A 16,941-nucleotide genomic window follows, 5' to 3' on the forward strand; every position below is an offset into this window, starting at 1 on the left:
GCCCTGGCCAATTCCCAACATGATGCGCTCCTACGCCGGAAGTCCGGCTATGTCGTCTGCATCTGAAATGGGGGCGTCCGGCGCGTGGCCCAAGTCCAGCGCCGCCACGATGTCCTCGGCCTGCGGGCGTGCCGCATCGGGGATTCCCACCCGCAGCACACCAAACAGCGGCAGCTCGCCCATGCCGCCCAGCAGCTGCTCGCCAAACACGAAGGCCGGGATGCCGGCATCTTCCAGCGCGTGCTTGACCAGGTGGGCGTCGAACAGGTTGTCGGCCTTGTACACGATGTGCATGCGGCGGCTCCGTGGGACAGGGTTCCAGCATACGCCCGGGGGCTGAATGGTGGTGGTGACGGCGCATGACCGTTCTGCCGGCCAGCGGCCGGCACTACCCATCCACCTTCCGGTAGCGCCGGCAGCGGGCCTGCGGAATGTGGATCGCCGTGCAGTTGGGTAGTGCCGGCCGCTGGCCGGCATCCCCACACCCCACCGGGCAGCCCTGCCCCGTACGCGCTAGACTGTTGGTCTTTCTGCCCTTTTTCGCCCCAGACTCATGTCCGAGCACACCCCCGCCAGCCCCGAGACCCCCGCCGACAGCCACGAGAAGCGCGATTTCATCCGCCAGATCGTGCGCGAGGACCTGGCCAGCGGAAAGCACCAGGCGATCAAGACCCGCTTCCCGCCGGAGCCGAACGGCTACCTGCACATTGGCCACGCCAAGTCGATCTGCCTGAACTTCGGCATCGCCGGCGAATTCAGCGGCGTCTGCAACCTGCGCTTCGACGACACCAACCCGGCCAAGGAAGACCCGGAATACGTGGCCGCGATCCAGGACGACGTGCGCTGGCTGGGCTTCGAGTGGAACGAGCTGCGCCATGCTTCGGACTACTTCCAGGCCTATTACCTGGCCGCGGAGAAGCTGATCGAGCAGGGCAAGGCCTACGTCTGCGACCTGTCGGCCGAGGAAGTGCGCGCCTACCGCGGCACCCTCACCGAACCGGGCCGCCCGTCGCCGTGGCGCGACCGCAGCGTCGAGGAAAACCTCGATCTGTTCCGCCGCATGCGCGCAGGCGAGTTCCCGGATGGCGCGCGCACCCTGCGCGCGAAAATCGACATGGCCAGCGGCAACATCAACCTGCGCGATCCGGCGCTGTACCGCATCAAGCACGTCGAGCACCAGAACACCGGCAACGCGTGGCCGATCTACCCGATGTACGACTTCGCCCACGCGCTGGGTGATTCGATCGAGGGCATCACCCACTCGCTGTGCACGCTGGAGTTCGAAGACCACCGCCCGCTATACGACTGGTGCGTGGACAACGTCGATTTCGCCCATGACGACGCGCTGACCCAGCCGCTGGTCGATGCCGGCCTGCCGCGCGAAGCCGCCAAGCCGCGCCAGATCGAGTTCTCGCGCCTGAACATCAACTACACGGTGATGAGCAAGCGCAAGCTGATGGCGCTGGTCACCGAGCAGCTGGTGGACGGCTGGGAAGACCCGCGCATGCCGACCCTGCAGGGCCTGCGTCGCCGTGGCTACACCCCGGCCGCGATGCGCCTGTTCGCCGAGCGCGTGGGCATCAGCAAGCAGAACTCGCTGATCGACTTCAGCGTGCTGGAAGGCGCGTTGCGCGAAGACCTGGACAGTGCCGCGCCGCGCCGCATGGCAGTGATCGATCCGGTCAAGCTGGTGCTGACCAACCTGCCTGAGGGCCATGAAGAACAGCTGACCTTCAGCAACCACCCGAAGGACGAGAGCTTCGGCAGCCGCGACGTGCCGTTCGCACGCGAAGTGTGGATCGACCGCGAGGACTTCGCCGAAGTGCCGCCGAAGGGCTGGAAGCGCCTGGTGCCGGGTGGCGAAGTGCGCCTGCGCGGCGCCGGCATCATCCGCTGCGACGAAGTGATCAAGGATGCCGACGGCACCATCACCGAGCTGCGCGGCTGGCTGGATCCGGAATCGCGTCCGGGCATGGAAGGCGCCAACCGCAAGGTCAAGGGCACCATCCACTGGGTCAGCGCCGTGCATGGTGTGCCGGCCGAGATCCGCCTGTACGACCGCCTGTTCTCGGTGCCGAACCCGGATGATGAATCGGAAGGCAAGACCTACCGCGATTACCTCAATCCGGAATCGCGCCGCACCGTCACCGGCTATGTCGAGCCGGCCGCGGCCAGCGCCGCGCCGGAGCAGTCGTTCCAGTTCGAACGTACCGGCTACTTCGTCGCCGACCGCCGCGACCACACCGAAGCCACGCCGGTGTTCAACCGCAGCGTGACCCTGCGCGATACCTGGTCGGCCTGAGGACCTGCGCGGGCGCCAGCACGGCGCCCGCACGCCATCGACAATGATCACCGCCCTCTCCGTCCTGTTCTGGTTCATCTCGCAGCATCCGCTGCTGACGTTCTTTGCAGCGATGGTGCTGGCCGGGCTGGTCTCGTGGTGGCGGCGCTTTCCGGGCTACGCCATCGTGGTGTTCCCGCTGGCGATGCTCAACATGTTCTTCGGCCACTTCCTCAACGCCACCTTCCTCAACGTGGTGGGCGAGCGTGGTGAAGCGGTGATCGTCAAGGCCGAGCGAACCAGCTCCACGCTCAACGAGCAGTACATCTGGCGCTACGAAGGGGTGCTGCGTACCGCCGAGGGCCGCGACGTGGACGTGGTGTTCCACACCAACACCGCTTCGCTGTGGCCGCTGGAAAACGCCATCCGTATCCCGGCGCGCGACCAGCCGTTCGTGGTCAAGTACACGCCGGGCTTCCCACGCAACTTCGTCATCCTCACCAATGAATCCCCGCACGGCGTCGCCCAGGCCCGGGCCAGCGCGCGCGAGCGGGTGGAGGTGGCGGCACGCAAGCTGCATTTCAGCCCGGGCAATGCCGAGTTCCGCGCGGACTATCGCCGCGAGCTGGGAAGCTGGCTGCGCGACCACGGCAACGATCCGCAGCAGCAATCCGACGCGCAGCGATATCGCGCCGAACTCGACGCGCTCGACCGCTAGATGCCCAGGCCCTGCCTGGATGTTCCACCCCATCCACCCCACAGGCCTGACATGACCACGACCTCCGCCGCTCTCCTCCCGCTGCTGCAGCAGGTCCTTCAGGACGCGGGCGTCGCCAGCCACGTCGACGGCAACGCGCTGCTGCTGGACAGCGGCCTGCGCCTGACCCCGCATGCAATGGCCGCACACGCGCGCGACAACGGTGGTTGGCAGACCTCCACCGTCATTGAAAGCCAGCATCCGCAGTTGTTCGCCGATGGTCTGTTCGAGTACCAGCACGCAAATGGTGCCGATGAGCAGGCATCGCTGTTGTCCGGCTTCCAGGCCTGGGCCCGGGTGGACCTGGTGACCCTGCAGACCGCGATCGGCGCCCAGGACGCACAGGGCCTGCCGATGATGGGCCTGACCTATCCGGCCGGTGACAATGGCGAGGAACACGAGCGCACTGTAGTGCTGGGGCCGTTGGCGCACTACCGTGCACAGGAAGTGGATGCCTCCACCTGCAGCGAAGACGATCATGGCTCCTGCCCCTGCTGCCTGTTCACCCGCAGCATGGAGGCCTTCGACGAGCTGCTGAAAGCCCGCCAATTCCTCGCCATCCGCCTGTTCGCCTCGCGCGATGCCGACGGCCTGTGCGAGGCCGATTGCCGGGTCAACGGCCACGACTTCGCCGCCGCCCTGCCCCTGCTGCGCGCCTACGCGGCCAGCTGGCCGCAGGCCGGGCTGGAGTTCCGTAAGCAGTACGTGGTGATCCGCACCGGCTCGCCGGGCTGACCCACGCCCACACCCGGTACAGGCCCGTGCGGCTACACTGCGCGCCGGTTCCCCAAGCAACCGCACTTTTTCCCATCCCACACGAGGCACCCCCGCGATGCTGTACGCGCAAGTCCACCTGACCCTTCCCGCCTGGATCCACGACCAGATCGACCTGGATCGTCGATATCCGAGCGATGAGGCCAAGGTCGCGCTGGCGATCGAGCTGTCGCGGCTGAACGTCGAGCACGCCAGTGGCGGTCCGTTCGGTGCCGTGGTGTTCGGACCGGACGACAAGGTCATCGCCGCGGGCGTGAACCGGGTGATGCCGCACGCGACCTCGCTGGCGCACGCCGAGAACATGGCCTACATGCTGGCCCAGCAGCGCCTGCAGACCCCGCGCCTGAACGCGGTGCTGTCGCCGGTCACCCTGGCCACCAGTTCGCAGCCGTGCTGCCAGTGCTATGGCGCTACCGTGTGGGCCGGCATCGACCGCCTGCTGATCGGTGCCAACTCGGCCGACGTCGAGGAACTGACCCCGTTCGATGAAGGCCCGCTGCCGGCCGACTGGGTCGGCGAGCTCAACAAGCGTGGCATCGAAGTGGTGCAGGGCCTGAACCGCGACGCCGCGCGCAGCGTGCTGCGCACCTACGGGGAAAGCGATGGCGCCCGTTACTGAGACCGGCATCGGCCTGCTGTGCCTGTGCCGGCAGGGCTTCGAGCCCGAGCTGGCCGGCGAGCTGCAGTTCCGCGCCGGTGAAGCCGGTTTCGCCGGCTACGCGCGCACCCAGCGCAATGATGGCTACGTGCTTTTCATGTGCGACGAAGCCGCCGCGCTGGCGCCGCGCCTGCGCTGGCGCGAGCTGATTTTCGCGCGGCAGAAGCTGGTGGTGCTGGCCGAGCTGCCGCAGCTGGACCCGGCCGACCGTATTACCCCGATGCTCGACGTGCTGGCCGATGCGCCGCGCTTCGGCGACCTGTGGGTGGAACACCCGGACTCGGACGCCGGCAAGCCGCTGTCCGGGTTGGCCCGCGCCTTCGGCAACGCACTGCGCCCGGCGCTGCGCAAGGCCGGCAAGCTGACTGACAAGCCGAACAACCGCCTGCCGCGCCTGCATGTGGTGTTCGTCGACGGCACCCACGCCTTCGTCTGCGTGGCCGACCCGACCGACAGCGCGCCGTGGGCACTGGGCATCCCGCGCCTGAAGCTGCTGCCCGAAGCACCCTCGCGTTCGGCGCTGAAGCTGGACGAAGCGCTGCTGACCCTGCTGACGCCGGAAGAACGCGAAGCACTGGCCAAGCCCGGCATGCGTGCAGCCGACCTGGGCGCCGCCCCCGGCGGCTGGACCTGGGTGCTGACCCGCCAGCACATGCACGTGTTGAGCATCGACAACGGCCCACTGCGCCAGCACGTGCTGGACACCGGCCTGGTCGAGCACCTGCGCGCCGATGGCTTCCACTGGCACCCGGAACAGCCGCTGGACTGGATGGTCTGCGACATGGTCGAGCAGCCGCGCCGCGTGGCCGAACGCATGGCCACCTGGTTCCGCGAAGGCTGGTGCCGGCACGCGATCTTCAACCTGAAGCTGCCGATGAAGAAGCGCTGGGACGAAACCCGCCTGTGCCTGGACCTGTTCCAGGACCAGGCCGGCAAACCGCTGGTGGTGCGTGCCAAGCAGCTCTATCACGACCGTGAGGAGATCACCGTACTGGCCTCGCCGTTGCGCTGAGGCCATCACGTCCGCCGGGCATACCCCGGCGCTGCAGAGGGAGGAGCATCCATGCGACATCGAACGATTCCGCTGCTGATCACCCTGCTGGCCGCCGCACCAGCGGTGGCCCAGCAATTGCCGCACACCCCGGCACAAAGCCAGCCGCTGGGCCCCACCGGCGGCGCGATCCGCCAGCAACCGCTGGATGCGGGCCGGGTCAGCGGCAGCGTCGAGATTCCGCAGCCGGCCGGCGAGGCGCAGGTGACCGTGCGTTCGCTGGAACCGAGCAGCGTGGTTGGCCAGTACCGCATCCACTTCGCTGCGCTGGATGTGAACGGCGATGGTTTCATCAGCCGCGAGGAAGCGCAGGCGAATCCGGCGCTGGCCGATGAGTTCAATGCGTTGGACGTGAAGCGTCGCGGCAAGCTGGATCGTGCCGACCTGGCCGGCTGGCTGGTCGACTGAAAAAGGGGACGGAGGGGATTAAGTCGTTTGTGGCACAAACGACTTAATCCCCTCCGTCCCCTTTTTTGATCCAGCGCGATCTTCATCCACGCATGGCGTGGATCTACTGGAGCAACGGCGGTAGCGGTAGCGGAGTCCGCTTCCGGTAGGTGCCAACCTTGGTTGGCACAGCATCGGAAACGCCGTCGCCCCATCTGGGCCGACGTGACCTGGCAGACGTGCCAACCAAGGTTGGCACCTACCAGAGCGGGATCCCGTGGTTGCTAACGCGCCAGCGGTGCCCCCCAGCAACGTGCGGTTCGCTCTCCGGCTACACCCCGGCGGCGCGCTTCCAGAATGCCTGCACCATCGGCGGCCATTTGCCGACGCAGCCCAGCGCGCGTCCGCGGGCCAGGGTCAGGTGCATTTCGTCGTTGGAGAACAGGCGGTTGATCGCATCGAAGCTGTAGGCGGCGATGTGGTTGTCGCTGCGCCGTTCGCGTGCCCAGCGCTGCAGGCGCTGCGGCGACAGCCGCGGCTGCCCACGGCGCTCGGCCGACGGCGCCAGCCACTGCTGCAGGGCGGACACATCGCGCAGGCCCAGGTTCACGCCCTGCCCGGCCAGCGGATGCACCACGTGCGCGGCATCACCCAATGCCAGCACACGGCCGGCCACGTAGTGACGTGCCAGCTGGCGGCGCAGCGGGAAGGCTGCGCGCGGTGATGCCAGCCGCAGCTCACCCAGCCGCGCCGCGAAGGCGCGGGTCAGTTCGCGGTTGAAGCTGTCTTCGTCCAGCGCCAGCACGCGCGCCGCCTCGTCCTCGGGCAGGGTCCAGACGATCGAGCTGCGGCGCTCGGCCACCGGCAGCAGCGCCAGCGGCCCGCTCGGCAGGAAACGCTGCCAGGCGGTGGCCTGGTTGGGAAGATCGCTGTCCACGTAGGCCACCACGCCACGCTGGTGGTAGTCATGCTTTTCAACCTCGATCCCGGCCAGTTGGCGCAGGGTCGATTCGGCGCCGTCGGCGGCTACCGCCAACGCCGCTTCCAGGCGACGACCGTCATCCAGGCGCAGGCGCACGCCGTCGTCGTCCTGCTCCAGCGCTTCCACCCGCGCCGGGCAGTGCAGCTGCACGCCCGCCGCCGGCAACGCCGCCCACAGGCGATCCTGCAGCAGGCCGTTCTCGACGATGTAGCCCAGTTCACGACGGCCGAAGCGATCGGCATCGAACAGCAGATCTTCGCCGCCGGCCGCATCCCACACCTGCATGCGCCGGTAGGGCCAGGCGCGGGCCTGCACGATCGCCGGCCACACGCCCAGGCGGCTCAACAGTTGTACGTTGTCAGCAGCGAAGGCGAACACGCGGAGGTCAGGCTGTGCGGCCTGCCACGGCGCGGGCTCACGACCTTCCACCAGCGCAACCGACAGGCCGGCATCGGCCAGCGCCAGCGCGCACGCGGCACCGACCACGCCACCACCGACGATGGCCACATCAAGGCGCATGCGCCGGCTCATGCGGCTTCTCCGCGGCACAGGCGCGGCACTTCGCCGCGGAAGCCCATCGCGCCACCGACCAGCATCGACTGCACCGATGCGCGTTGCGCGGCCACCAGGCCGAGGCTGCGCAGCGGCCGCATCAGCGGCGCCGGGTTGCTGGTCAGGCGCGCCAGGCCGCCGGAGAACGCCACCGTCTGCCGGCGATCTTCCTCGCGGCGCGCGACATAGGCCTGCAGCAGTGCATCACTGCCGGCATCTTCATGCGCATCCTCCAGCAGCTCGGCCAGGGTCAGCGCATCGCGCAGGCCCAGGTTGAAGCCCTGTGCACCCAGCGGATGAATGGTCTGCGCGGCATTGCCCAGCAGCACCGTGCGCTCACCGGCCAGGGCGCGCGCCAGCACCTGGATGAGCGGGTAGGCGCTGCGCGGGCCGGACTCGAGCAGGCGGCCGGCACGCCAGCCGATCGCGTTCTGCAGGCGTTGCAGCCAGGCGGCATCGTCCAGCGCCATCACCGCATCGGCCTGGTCGCGCGCAACACCATGCACGGTGCCGAAGTGACGATCGCCGCGCGGCAGCAGGGCCGTCGGACCGGTATCGGTGAAACGCTCCCACGCGGTGCCATCCGGCACGCGCTGGCTGCGTACACGGGCCACGAACAGGGTCTGCTGGAAATCATGGCGGTCGACCTCGATGCCCAGTGCACCACGCACGCCACTGGTCGTACCGTCGGCACCCACCACCAGCCGTGCCAGCAATACGCGCTCGCCGGCCTCATCGGCGACCCGCACCTGGCGGTAGCCGTCGACCACTTCACCCAGGCCCAGGAACCGCATCGGCCGGTAACGGCGCAGCCGCGGCAGCTCCTGAAGCCGCGCTTCCAGCGCCTGGCCGAAGTCGCGGGCGACCACCACCTGGCCGAACCAAGGCCGGTCGTAATCGGCCGCTTCCAGCTGCACACGGCCGAAATCGCCGGCACGGCTGACGTGGATGCGCCGGATCGGGCCCGGTGCCATCGCCAGCTTCTGCATCACCCCCAGCGCGGTCAGCGCATTGACGGTGGCAGCGGCAAAACTGAGATTGCGCTGGTCGAACACCGCCGGCAGCTCGCCGGCCGGGCTGGCCTCGAGCAGGCCCACGTCGCGGCCGAGGCGGTCCAGGGCAATGGCCAGGCTGGCGCCGACCAGGCCACCACCGACAATCAGCACGTCATGTCGTTCACTCATGCGTTCATGATACGCGCTCGCCCCGTCTGTACGCCGAACGGCCGGTCCTGCGCCAACCCGCGCGGCGGGCTAGAATGAAACCTGAATCCGCTCCGGGCCCGCCACCATGTCCGACACTGCCAACCGCGCCTTCGTCCTGTCCGTGCTCGTTCTGGTGCTGGCAGCGACCCGTGTCAATCACTTCGCGGCGATCCCCGATGCCTCATGGGCGGTGTTCTTCATCGGTGGCTTCTACCTGGCCCGCTGGACGCGCTGGGCGTTCCCGCTGCTGATGGTGTTCGCGGTGCTGGTGGACTGGATCGTGATCCGCAGCAGCGGCCTGGACTTCTGGCAGCACTACTGCGTGTCGCCGGGCTACTGGCTGCTGCTGCCGGCCTATTTCTCGCTGTGGGCCGGCGGCATGCTGCTGGGCCGCAACTACCAGAGCGCGCGCTGGCCGGTACTGGCCAAGGGCGCGCTGCTGCTGGTCGCCTCGGTGGCGGTCTGCCACCTGCTGGCGCAGGGCGGCTTCTACTGGACCAGCAGCAACGTGGCCGAGCCGACCCTGGCCGGCTGGGCACAGAACTACGCGCAGTGGTTCGGCCCCTACCTGCGCACCACGGCGATCTACGTGGCGCTGGCCGCCGCCCTGCAGCTGGCCGTGGAGCAGGTGTTGAAGCTCCAGCAGGCCCGCCGCGACATCCGCCACTGAGCCGCGACATGGGTCATCGCCTCTCGCGCATCTACACCCGCACCGGCGACGACGGCAGTACCGGCCTCGGTGACGGCCAGCGCGTGCCCAAGGATGACGCCCGGGTGGCGTCCTACGGCACCGTCGACGAGGCCAATGCCGCGCTCGGCCTGCTGCTGGCCGTGCCCCTGCCCGAGGATGTGCGCGCGCTGGTGGTGCATCTGCAGCACCAGTTGTTCGACCTGGGCGCCGAACTGTGCATCCCCGGCCACGCCGCGATCCACGCCGCCGATGTCTCCGCCCTGGAACAGCAGCTGGACCATTACAACGCCGGCCTGCCGATGCTGAAGGAATTCATCCTGCCGGCCGGCGGCGAAGCCGCCGCGCGCTGCCATCTGGCCCGCACCATCGTCCGCCGCGCCGAGCGCGAAACGGTCACCCTGGCCCGCCACGAGGCCGTGCGCAGCGAGGCGTTGCAGTACCTGAACAGGTTGTCGGACCTGTTGTTCGTACTGGCCCGGGTGCTGGCCCGTGCCGACGGCCAGGGCGAAGCGCTGTGGCAACCACAGCAGCGCCAGCGCTGAGCCTGCACGATGCTGGTCTACACCCATCCGTCCTGCCTGCTGCACGACCCCGGCCCCGGCCACCCGGAGTGCCCGCAACGCCTGCAGCATGTGCTGGACGCGCTGCACACCGCGTTCCCCGGCCAGCTGGAGTGGCGCAAAGCGCCACCGGCCAAGTTCGGTGAACTGACCCGGGTCCACGACAGCGCCCTTCTCGACTTCGTGCTGCAACCGCAGACCGCACCGCTGCGCCAGCTGGACATGGACACCTGGACCTCACCCGGCTCGGCCAGCGCCGCCGTGCACGCCGCCGGTGCCGGCGTGGCCGCGGTCGATGCGGTGATGCTGGGCGACGACCCGCTGGCCTTCTGCGCGGTACGCCCGCCGGGACACCACGCCACCAGCAGCACGGCGATGGGCTTCTGCCTGCTCAACAACATCGCCATCGCCGCCGCCTATGCCCGCGACCGCCACGGCCTGGAACGGATCGCGGTGGTCGACTTCGACGTCCACCACGGCAACGGCACCCAGGACATCTTCCAGCACGACGCCCGGGTCTCGTACTACAGCACCCACCAGGCCGGGCTGTTCCCCAATTCCGGCCTGCGCCGTGACCGCGGTGCCGGCAACCTGATGAACATCCTGCTGCCGCCGGGCAGCGGTGGCTTCCGCTTCCGCAATGTCTGGGCCGACGAGATGCTGCCGGCCATCGACGACTTCCGCCCGCAGCTGCTGCTGATCTCGGCCGGCTTCGACGCCCACCTGCGTGATCCGCAGGCGGACCTGATGCTGGAGACCGACGATTTCGCCTGGATCACCGGTGAACTGCACGCGCTGGCACGCCGTCACGCGGCCGGCCGGGTGGTCTCGATGCTGGAGGGTGGCTACGACCTGCAGGCCCTGGCCGAGTGCAGCGTGGCCCATGTCCAGGCCCTGCTCACGCCGTCCGTGGGCACCTCCGCCGGATGAACCCGAACCGGCAGGCTCCGGCGTCCTTCATTGCCCCTATGCAAGGGATGGGGCAAGCTACCGTCCGTTTTCGCCCGAATCCGAACCGCGTGCGCCGAGCCCTCCGCCTGCTTCCCCTGCCTCTGAGCATCGCCATCAGCCTGCCGGCGATGGCCGATGAAAAGCCGCTCAACTGGGGCCTGTGCCCGGCCACCGACGTCATTCCCGCGTTCACTGACGCCCCCACCCCGGTCCCGGCCCAGGACAAGGCTGCCGCCGCGGCCGCCCGCGAGCAGCAGCCGACCGACATCGAGGGTGACCAGCTGCTGGGCACCACCACCGTGCCGCAGTACGAGGGCAACGTGGCGCTGCGCCGGGGTGACCAGTTCGTCGGTACCGACAAGCTCAGCTTCGACACCGAGACCGGCAACTACATCGCCGACGGCAATGTCCGCTACCAGGACGGGTCGATCCGGATGGTCGCCAAGCGTGCCGAAGGCAACCAGGAAAGCGATACCCACAAGATCTCCGACATCAAGTACCAGCTGGTGTCGCGCCGGGGCAACGGCGATGCCGAGTCGGTCGACCTGCAGGGTGCGGTCGGCCAGATGCACCGCTCCACCTACACCACCTGCGACCCCTCGCAGCCGGTGTGGAAGCTGTCGGCACCGCAGATCGAAGTGGACAACGACGAGGGCTTCGGCACCGCGCGCAACGCCGTGCTGCGCATCGGCAAGGTGCCGGTGCTGTGGGCGCCGTACTTCAAGTTCCCGATCGATGACCGCCGCAAGACCGGCCTGCTGTTCCCGCAGCTGGGCATGTCCGGGCGCAACGGCTTCGACTACGCCCAGCCGATCTACTTCAACCTGGCGCCGAACTACGACGACACGCTGACCCCGCGCTACATGAGCCGGCGCGGCCTGCTGCTCGACAACGAGTTCCGCTACCTCTACAACGGCGGCCGCGGCGAGGTGTTGACCTCGTTCATGCCCAACGACCGCCTGCGCGACCGTGACCGCGGCCGGGTGATGTTCTCCGGCTACCACAACCTGGACAGTAACTGGCACGCGCGTGCCAATCTGGCCTGGGTCAGCGACGAGCGCTATGTCGAGGATTTCGCCAACCGCCTGGTGGGGGTGACCGCCTCCAACCTGCAGAGCACGGTGGGCCTGTACGGCACCGGCAAGAACTGGACGGCCGGCATCATGGCCGACCGCTGGCAGCTGACCGACTACACGCTCGACGAGCGCGCCCTGCCCTACAACCGCCAGCCGCGCCTGTACTTCAACTGGGACAAGCCGGTCCGGCCCTGGCTGGAAGCCGGCATCTACGCCGAAGCGGTGCGCTTCACCCACGACGACATCAACTTCAAGAACGCCGTCGGCACCGGTAAGGATCTGCAGTACACCCGCAATGGACTGCAGTGGACCGACGGCGTCGGTGTCAGCGGCGGTTCGCGATTGGACGTGAAGCCGTATGTGTCATTCCCGATCAGCGGCGCGGCCTGGTATGTGACCCCGACCCTGGCCTACCGCTACACCGCCTATCAGCTGGACCGTGGCCTGGTGGATGGTGTGAGAGGCATCCAGGCCCAGATCCTGAGTTCGCAGGGCATCGACCCGAACACGGCCACGCCCGAGCAGCTGCGCGGCAACACCTCGCCCAGCCGCAGCCTGCCGATCGGCAGCATCGATGCCGGCCTGTTCTTCGACCGCGAAACCAGCATCGGCGGCAAGTCCTTCCTGCAGACCCTGGAACCGCGCCTGTTCTACCTGCGCACGCCGTACCGCAACCAGGACGACCTTCCGATCTTCGACACCCGTGACTTCACCTTCAGCTGGGGCCAGCTGTTCCGCGATTCGCGCTACACCGGCGCCGACCGCCAGAACGACGCCAACCAGCTGACCCTGGCGGTGAGCACCCGGTTCATCGACCAGACCACCGGCAAGGAACGTTTCTCGGCCTCGATCGGCCAGATCCAGTACTTCGATGAGTCGCGGGTGACCACCACCCCCGGCGGCGCCCCGGTGGAAAAGGGCAAGTCGGCCTGGATCGCCGACGGCAACTACATGATCAACGACCGCTGGACCCTGGGCGCCACCTACCAGTGGGACCCGAAGTACAAGCGCGAGGATCTGGCCAGCGTCCGTGCCCGCTACCTGATGCCCAACGACGGCGTGGTCAACCTGAGCTACCGCTACCGCATCAATGCCGGTGCTCTGCCCGGTGCCAACAAGTATGACCGCACCCTGCTGGAGCAGGCCGACCTGTCGTTCCTGTACCCGCTGAATGCGCGTTGGAGCCTGGTCGGCCGCTATTACTACTCGCTGCAGGACAAGGAGCCGCTGGAAATCATCGGCGGTGTCCAGTGGGACAGCTGCTGCCTGGCCGTGCGTGTGGTCGGCCGCCGCTATGTCCGCAATCGCGAAGGCGAGATGAACAACTCCATCCAGGTGGAGTTCGTCCTGAAGGGCCTGAGCTCCATCGGCCAGGACACGGACCGCACTCTGCGCCGTGCTATCCTCGGCTACAACCGCGACGACCTCTATCTCGTGCCGCCCAGCAACACCGGGGCGACCCGCGATGACTACGATCCGAATCTGATCCCATGACCAAGCGCTTCCCCGTTCTACTCGCCTCGCTGCTGGCGGTGTCCAGCGTGTCCGCCCCCCTGCAGGTGCTTGCCCAGGAGGCGCAGCCGCTCGACCGCATTGCCGCCGTCGTCGATGAGGACGTGATCCTGCAGAGCGAGCTCCAGCGTGCGATCGCCAACATCAAGGCGCAGTACGCCGGGCGGGAAAACCAGCTGCCGCCGGAAGACGTGCTCAGCCGCCAGGTGCTCGAGCGCCTGGTGCTGGTCAAGCTGCAGGTGGCCCGCGCCCAGGGCAGCGGCATCCGGGTCAGCGACCAGGAGCTGAACCAGGCGATGAACTCCATCGCCCAGCAGAACGGTTCGAACCTGGACACCCTGCGCCAGCGCCTGGCCCACGACGGCATCGATTTCAACGATTTCCGCGCATCGGTGCGTGATGAGATCACCGTGCAGCGCCTGCGCCAGAGCTTCGCGCAGAGCCGCATCAGCGTCAGCGAGGGTGAAGTCGATGCCGCGCTGAAGCAGCAGGCCACGGTAGGCAACCAGTACCACCTGGCGCACATCCTGGTCGCGTTGCCGGACGGCGCCAACGCCGACCAGATCGCCACCGGCCAGAAGAAGGCCGATGGCGTCAAGGCCCTGCTGGACAAGGGCGAGCTGGACTTCAACGCGGCGGCCGTGCGCTATTCCGACAGCCCCAATGCGCTGGAAGGCGGCGACCTGGGCTGGCGCAGCCTGGATGAAATCCCGCAGGCCTTCGCGCAGATGATGGAAAAGATGAAGCCCGGCGAAGTAGTCGGCCCGATCCGTGGCCCCAGCGGCTTCCAGCTGTTGAAGCTGGTGGAAGTGCGCGATGCCAGCGCCACCGCTGGCGCAAGCACCGTCACCGAGTACCACGGTCGCCACATCCTGGTGCGCGTGGACGATCATCAGACCGACGCGGCCGCCAAAGCCAAGATCGATACCCTGCGTGCCCGCATTGCCGGTGGCGCGGACTTCGAGACCGTGGCCAAGGAGTCCTCCGAGGACAACAACAGCAAGGGTCAGGGCGGCGATCTGGGCTGGTTCCCGGCCGATGCGTTCGGTCCGGCCTTTGGCCAGCAGGTGGCCGCCATCCAGGACGGCGGCGTCAGCCAGCCGTTCCGCACCGATGCCGGTTGGCACATCCTGCAGCGCGTGGCCACTCGCCAGACCGACGTGACCAACGACAACCAGCGTGCCCAGGTCCGCGAGACCATTGGCCGCCGCAAGCTGGAAGACGAGTACAACCGCTTCCTGCAGGAACTGCGCGGCGAAGCCTACGTCAGCTTCCGCAGTGGCGACCGCGCGGAAAACACCGCCACGCCGCCGCAGTCCTGATCGATGCGCCCCGAGCTCGCTCTGGTACCGGGCGAGCCCGCCGGGATCGGCCCGGAGCTGTGCGTCCGCCTCGTCCAGCAGCCGCGTGAAGATTGTCGGCTGCTGGCCTTCGCCGACCCGGACACCCTGCGCGCGGCCGCGGCCGCGCTGAACCTGCCGCTGCAACTGCTGCCCGAGGATGCCCAAGCGCGCGTCCCCGGCGACCTGCGCCTGCGCGTGGTGGCCAATGCCACCCCGAGCCGTTTCGGCCAGGCCGATCCGGCCAATGCCGGCGCGGTCATCGGCGCCCTGCTCGGTGCCGGCCAGGCCTGCCTGTCAGGCGAACTGCACGGCGTGGTGACCGGCCCGGTGCACAAGGCCGTCATCAACGAAGGCGGCATCGCCTACAGCGGCACCACCGAACTGCTGGCCGACCAGGCTGGGGTGAAGGTGGTGATGATGCTGGCCAACCACATCGTGCGCGTGGCCCTGGCCACCACCCACCTGCCACTGCGCGAGGTGGCCGACGCGATCACCACGCCCAGCCTGGAACACACCCTTCGCACCGTGCACGCCGCGCTGCGCCGCGAGTTCGGCCTGCCCGCGCCACGCATCGCCGTGCTCGGCCTGAACCCGCACGCCGGCGAAGACGGCCATCTGGGCCGCGAGGAACTGGACCTGGTCATCCCGCTGCTGCAGCGCCTGCGCGCGGAGGGCATGGACCTGATCGGGCCGCTGCCAGCCGATACCGCCTTCCTGCCGGCCAAGCTGGCCGGCTTCGACACCGTGCTGGCGATGTACCACGACCAGGGCCTGCCGGTGCTGAAGTACTCGGGCTTCGAGCAGGCGGTGAACCTGACCCTGGGCCTGCCCTACCCACGCGTTGCAGTGGACCACGGCACCGCGCTGGACCTTGCCGGCCGTGGCGTTGCCGATCCTTCCAGCCTGCAGGCGGCAACGACGTTGTGTGCGCAGCTTGCGCGGCAACGTACACTGAGCGCATGAATTCCCCGCACTCCCCCTCCGGCCCGGTGTTCACCGCCCCGGCCAAGAAGCAGCTTGGCCAGCATTTCCTGGCCGACCGCCACTACATCGACAAGATCGTGATGGCGGTCAACCCGAAAGACGGTGACCGCCTGGTCGAGATCGGTCCCGGCCAGGGCGCGATCACGCTGCCGCTGCTGCGCGTGCATCCGAAACTGACGGTGATCGAGTTCGACCGTGACCTGATCGCGCCGCTGACCGCCGCCGCCGAGCCGCTGGGCGAGCTGACCATCGTCCACCGCGACGTGCTGCGCGTGGACTTCACCGAGCTGGCCGCCGGCCAGCCGATCCGCCTGGTCGGCAACCTGCCCTACAACATCTCCTCGCCGATCCTGTTCCATGCACTGGAACATGCCGCGGTTATCCGCGACATGCATTTCATGCTGCAGAAGGAAGTGGTCGACCGCATGGCCGCCGGCCCCGGCAGCAAGGTGTACGGCCGGCTCAGCGTGATGCTGCAGGCCTACTGCCAGGTGACCTCGCTGTTCGTGGTGCCGCCGGGCGCGTTCCGGCCGCCGCCGAAGGTCGATTCGGCCGTGGTGCGGCTGGTGCCGCGTGACCCGGCCGCGATCGACATCAACGACCACAAGCGTTTCGCCGAAGTGGTCAAGGCCGCCTTCGGGCAGCGCCGCAAGACCCTGCGCAACGCCCTGAACAACGTGGTGTCCGCCGAACAGTTCGTTGCCGCCGGCGTGCGTCCCGATGCCCGCGCCGAACAGCTGGACGTGGCCGAATTCATCGCTTTGGCCAATGCCTCCTGATTACACTGCCGGTATGGAAGACGCTGACGTTTACGCCATCTCCGTCGAAGTCGCACCGCGCTTCCTCGACGATCAATCCGCGCCGGAAGACGGACGCTATGCGTTCGCCTACACGATCCGCATCCACAACCAGGGGCGGGTTGCCGCGCGCCTGGTCGCACGCCACTGGCGCATCACCGATGCCAACGGCCGCGTCGAGCATGTCGATGGCGACGGGGTGATCGGCGAGCAGCCACGCCTGCGTCCCGGTGAAGACTTCCATTACACGTCCGGTGTCATGCTGGGGACCGATCACGGGACCATGCAGGGCCACTACGACATGGTCGCCGACGACGGCACCGAATTTGCCGCGCCGGTCGCACCTTTCGTGCTGGCCATCCCGCGTACCCTGCACTGAC

17 protein-coding genes are annotated in these 16,941 nt (G+C 68.2%); 14 read left to right on the forward strand and 3 right to left on the reverse strand.

Annotation, left to right across the window (positions count from 1 at the left end; all coding sequences use genetic code 11):
• Positions 1-30: 30 nt before the first annotated feature.
• Positions 31-294: a putative signal transducing protein gene (locus AC5P68_RS02740; RefSeq protein WP_005408153.1), complete on the reverse strand. Its 264-nt coding sequence runs from the start codon at positions 292-294 to the stop codon at positions 31-33.
• Positions 295-553: 259 nt separating this feature from the next.
• Here AC5P68_RS02740 and AC5P68_RS02745 point away from each other — a divergent pair, with 259 nt between their 5' ends.
• From AC5P68_RS02745 to AC5P68_RS02770, 6 genes are all read left to right on the forward strand, one after another.
• On the forward strand, positions 554-2,302 hold the full coding sequence (locus AC5P68_RS02745) for a glutamine--tRNA ligase/YqeY domain fusion protein (RefSeq protein ID WP_033834173.1): 1,749 nt from the start codon (positions 554-556) through the stop codon (positions 2,300-2,302).
• A 43-nt stretch (positions 2,303-2,345) separates the two neighbouring features.
• Positions 2,346-2,999 (forward strand): membrane protein, encoded by a 654-nt coding sequence (locus AC5P68_RS02750; RefSeq protein WP_049433507.1) that lies wholly within the window; start codon positions 2,346-2,348, stop codon positions 2,997-2,999.
• 51 nt (positions 3,000-3,050) lie between these two features.
• A complete protein-coding gene (locus AC5P68_RS02755; RefSeq protein WP_033834175.1) occupies positions 3,051-3,773 on the forward strand; it encodes a DUF6348 family protein in 723 nt (240 codons plus the stop codon).
• Positions 3,774-3,870: 97 nt separating this feature from the next.
• Positions 3,871-4,431 (forward strand): nucleoside deaminase, encoded by a 561-nt coding sequence (locus AC5P68_RS02760; RefSeq protein WP_033834176.1) that lies wholly within the window; start codon positions 3,871-3,873, stop codon positions 4,429-4,431.
• On the forward strand, positions 4,415-5,482 hold the full coding sequence (gene rlmM / locus AC5P68_RS02765; RefSeq protein ID WP_033834177.1) for a 23S rRNA (cytidine(2498)-2'-O)-methyltransferase RlmM: 1,068 nt from the start codon (positions 4,415-4,417) through the stop codon (positions 5,480-5,482). The genes AC5P68_RS02760 and rlmM overlap by 17 nt, the downstream gene beginning before the upstream one ends.
• A 51-nt stretch (positions 5,483-5,533) precedes the next feature.
• Complete coding sequence (locus AC5P68_RS02770; protein WP_005408148.1) at positions 5,534-5,929, forward strand: EF-hand domain-containing protein; 396 nt, start codon at positions 5,534-5,536, stop codon at positions 5,927-5,929.
• 310 nt (positions 5,930-6,239) lie between these two features.
• Here the strand turns inward: AC5P68_RS02770 and AC5P68_RS02775 are convergent, their stop codons facing one another.
• Positions 6,240-7,421, reverse strand: coding sequence for a UbiH/UbiF family hydroxylase (locus AC5P68_RS02775; RefSeq protein ID WP_111109095.1), 1,182 nt, complete (start codon positions 7,419-7,421; stop codon positions 6,240-6,242).
• On the reverse strand, positions 7,418-8,626 hold the full coding sequence (gene ubiH / locus AC5P68_RS02780; RefSeq protein WP_049402191.1) for a 2-octaprenyl-6-methoxyphenyl hydroxylase: 1,209 nt from the start codon (positions 8,624-8,626) through the stop codon (positions 7,418-7,420). The genes AC5P68_RS02775 and ubiH overlap by 4 nt, the downstream gene beginning before the upstream one ends.
• Before the next feature lie 106 nt (positions 8,627-8,732).
• Here ubiH and AC5P68_RS02785 point away from each other — a divergent pair, with 106 nt between their 5' ends.
• The 8 genes from AC5P68_RS02785 to apaG all read left to right on the forward strand — a co-directional run bounded on the left by AC5P68_RS02785 (position 8,733) and on the right by apaG (position 16,940).
• Positions 8,733-9,317: a hypothetical protein gene (locus AC5P68_RS02785; protein ID WP_005408145.1), complete on the forward strand. Its 585-nt coding sequence runs from the start codon at positions 8,733-8,735 to the stop codon at positions 9,315-9,317.
• An 8-nt stretch (positions 9,318-9,325) separates the two neighbouring features.
• Complete coding sequence (locus AC5P68_RS02790; protein ID WP_033834179.1) at positions 9,326-9,880, forward strand: cob(I)yrinic acid a,c-diamide adenosyltransferase; 555 nt, start codon at positions 9,326-9,328, stop codon at positions 9,878-9,880.
• Positions 9,881-9,889: 9 nt separating this feature from the next.
• Positions 9,890-10,828: a histone deacetylase family protein gene (locus AC5P68_RS02795; RefSeq protein WP_049402190.1), complete on the forward strand. Its 939-nt coding sequence runs from the start codon at positions 9,890-9,892 to the stop codon at positions 10,826-10,828.
• 89 nt (positions 10,829-10,917) lie between these two features.
• On the forward strand, positions 10,918-13,419 hold the full coding sequence (gene lptD / locus AC5P68_RS02800) for an LPS-assembly protein LptD (RefSeq protein WP_080240921.1): 2,502 nt from the start codon (positions 10,918-10,920) through the stop codon (positions 13,417-13,419).
• Entirely contained in the window at positions 13,416-14,759 is a 1,344-nt protein-coding gene (locus AC5P68_RS02805; RefSeq protein WP_033835926.1) for a peptidylprolyl isomerase, read from the forward strand. Before lptD ends, AC5P68_RS02805 begins: the two co-directional genes overlap by 4 nt.
• A 3-nt stretch (positions 14,760-14,762) precedes the next feature.
• Positions 14,763-15,743, forward strand: coding sequence for a 4-hydroxythreonine-4-phosphate dehydrogenase PdxA (gene pdxA / locus AC5P68_RS02810; protein WP_033834751.1), 981 nt, complete (start codon positions 14,763-14,765; stop codon positions 15,741-15,743).
• Positions 15,740-16,543 (forward strand): 16S rRNA (adenine(1518)-N(6)/adenine(1519)-N(6))-dimethyltransferase RsmA, encoded by an 804-nt coding sequence (rsmA, locus tag AC5P68_RS02815; RefSeq protein WP_033834750.1) that lies wholly within the window; start codon positions 15,740-15,742, stop codon positions 16,541-16,543. The genes pdxA and rsmA overlap by 4 nt, the downstream gene beginning before the upstream one ends.
• A gap of 13 nt (positions 16,544-16,556) precedes the next feature.
• Entirely contained in the window at positions 16,557-16,940 is a 384-nt protein-coding gene (gene apaG, locus AC5P68_RS02820; RefSeq protein ID WP_005412297.1) for a Co2+/Mg2+ efflux facilitator ApaG/CorD, read from the forward strand.
• The last annotated feature ends 1 nt before the right edge of the window (position 16,941 follow it).

This window comes from Stenotrophomonas sp. YJH_SMC_58, assembly GCF_059369635.1.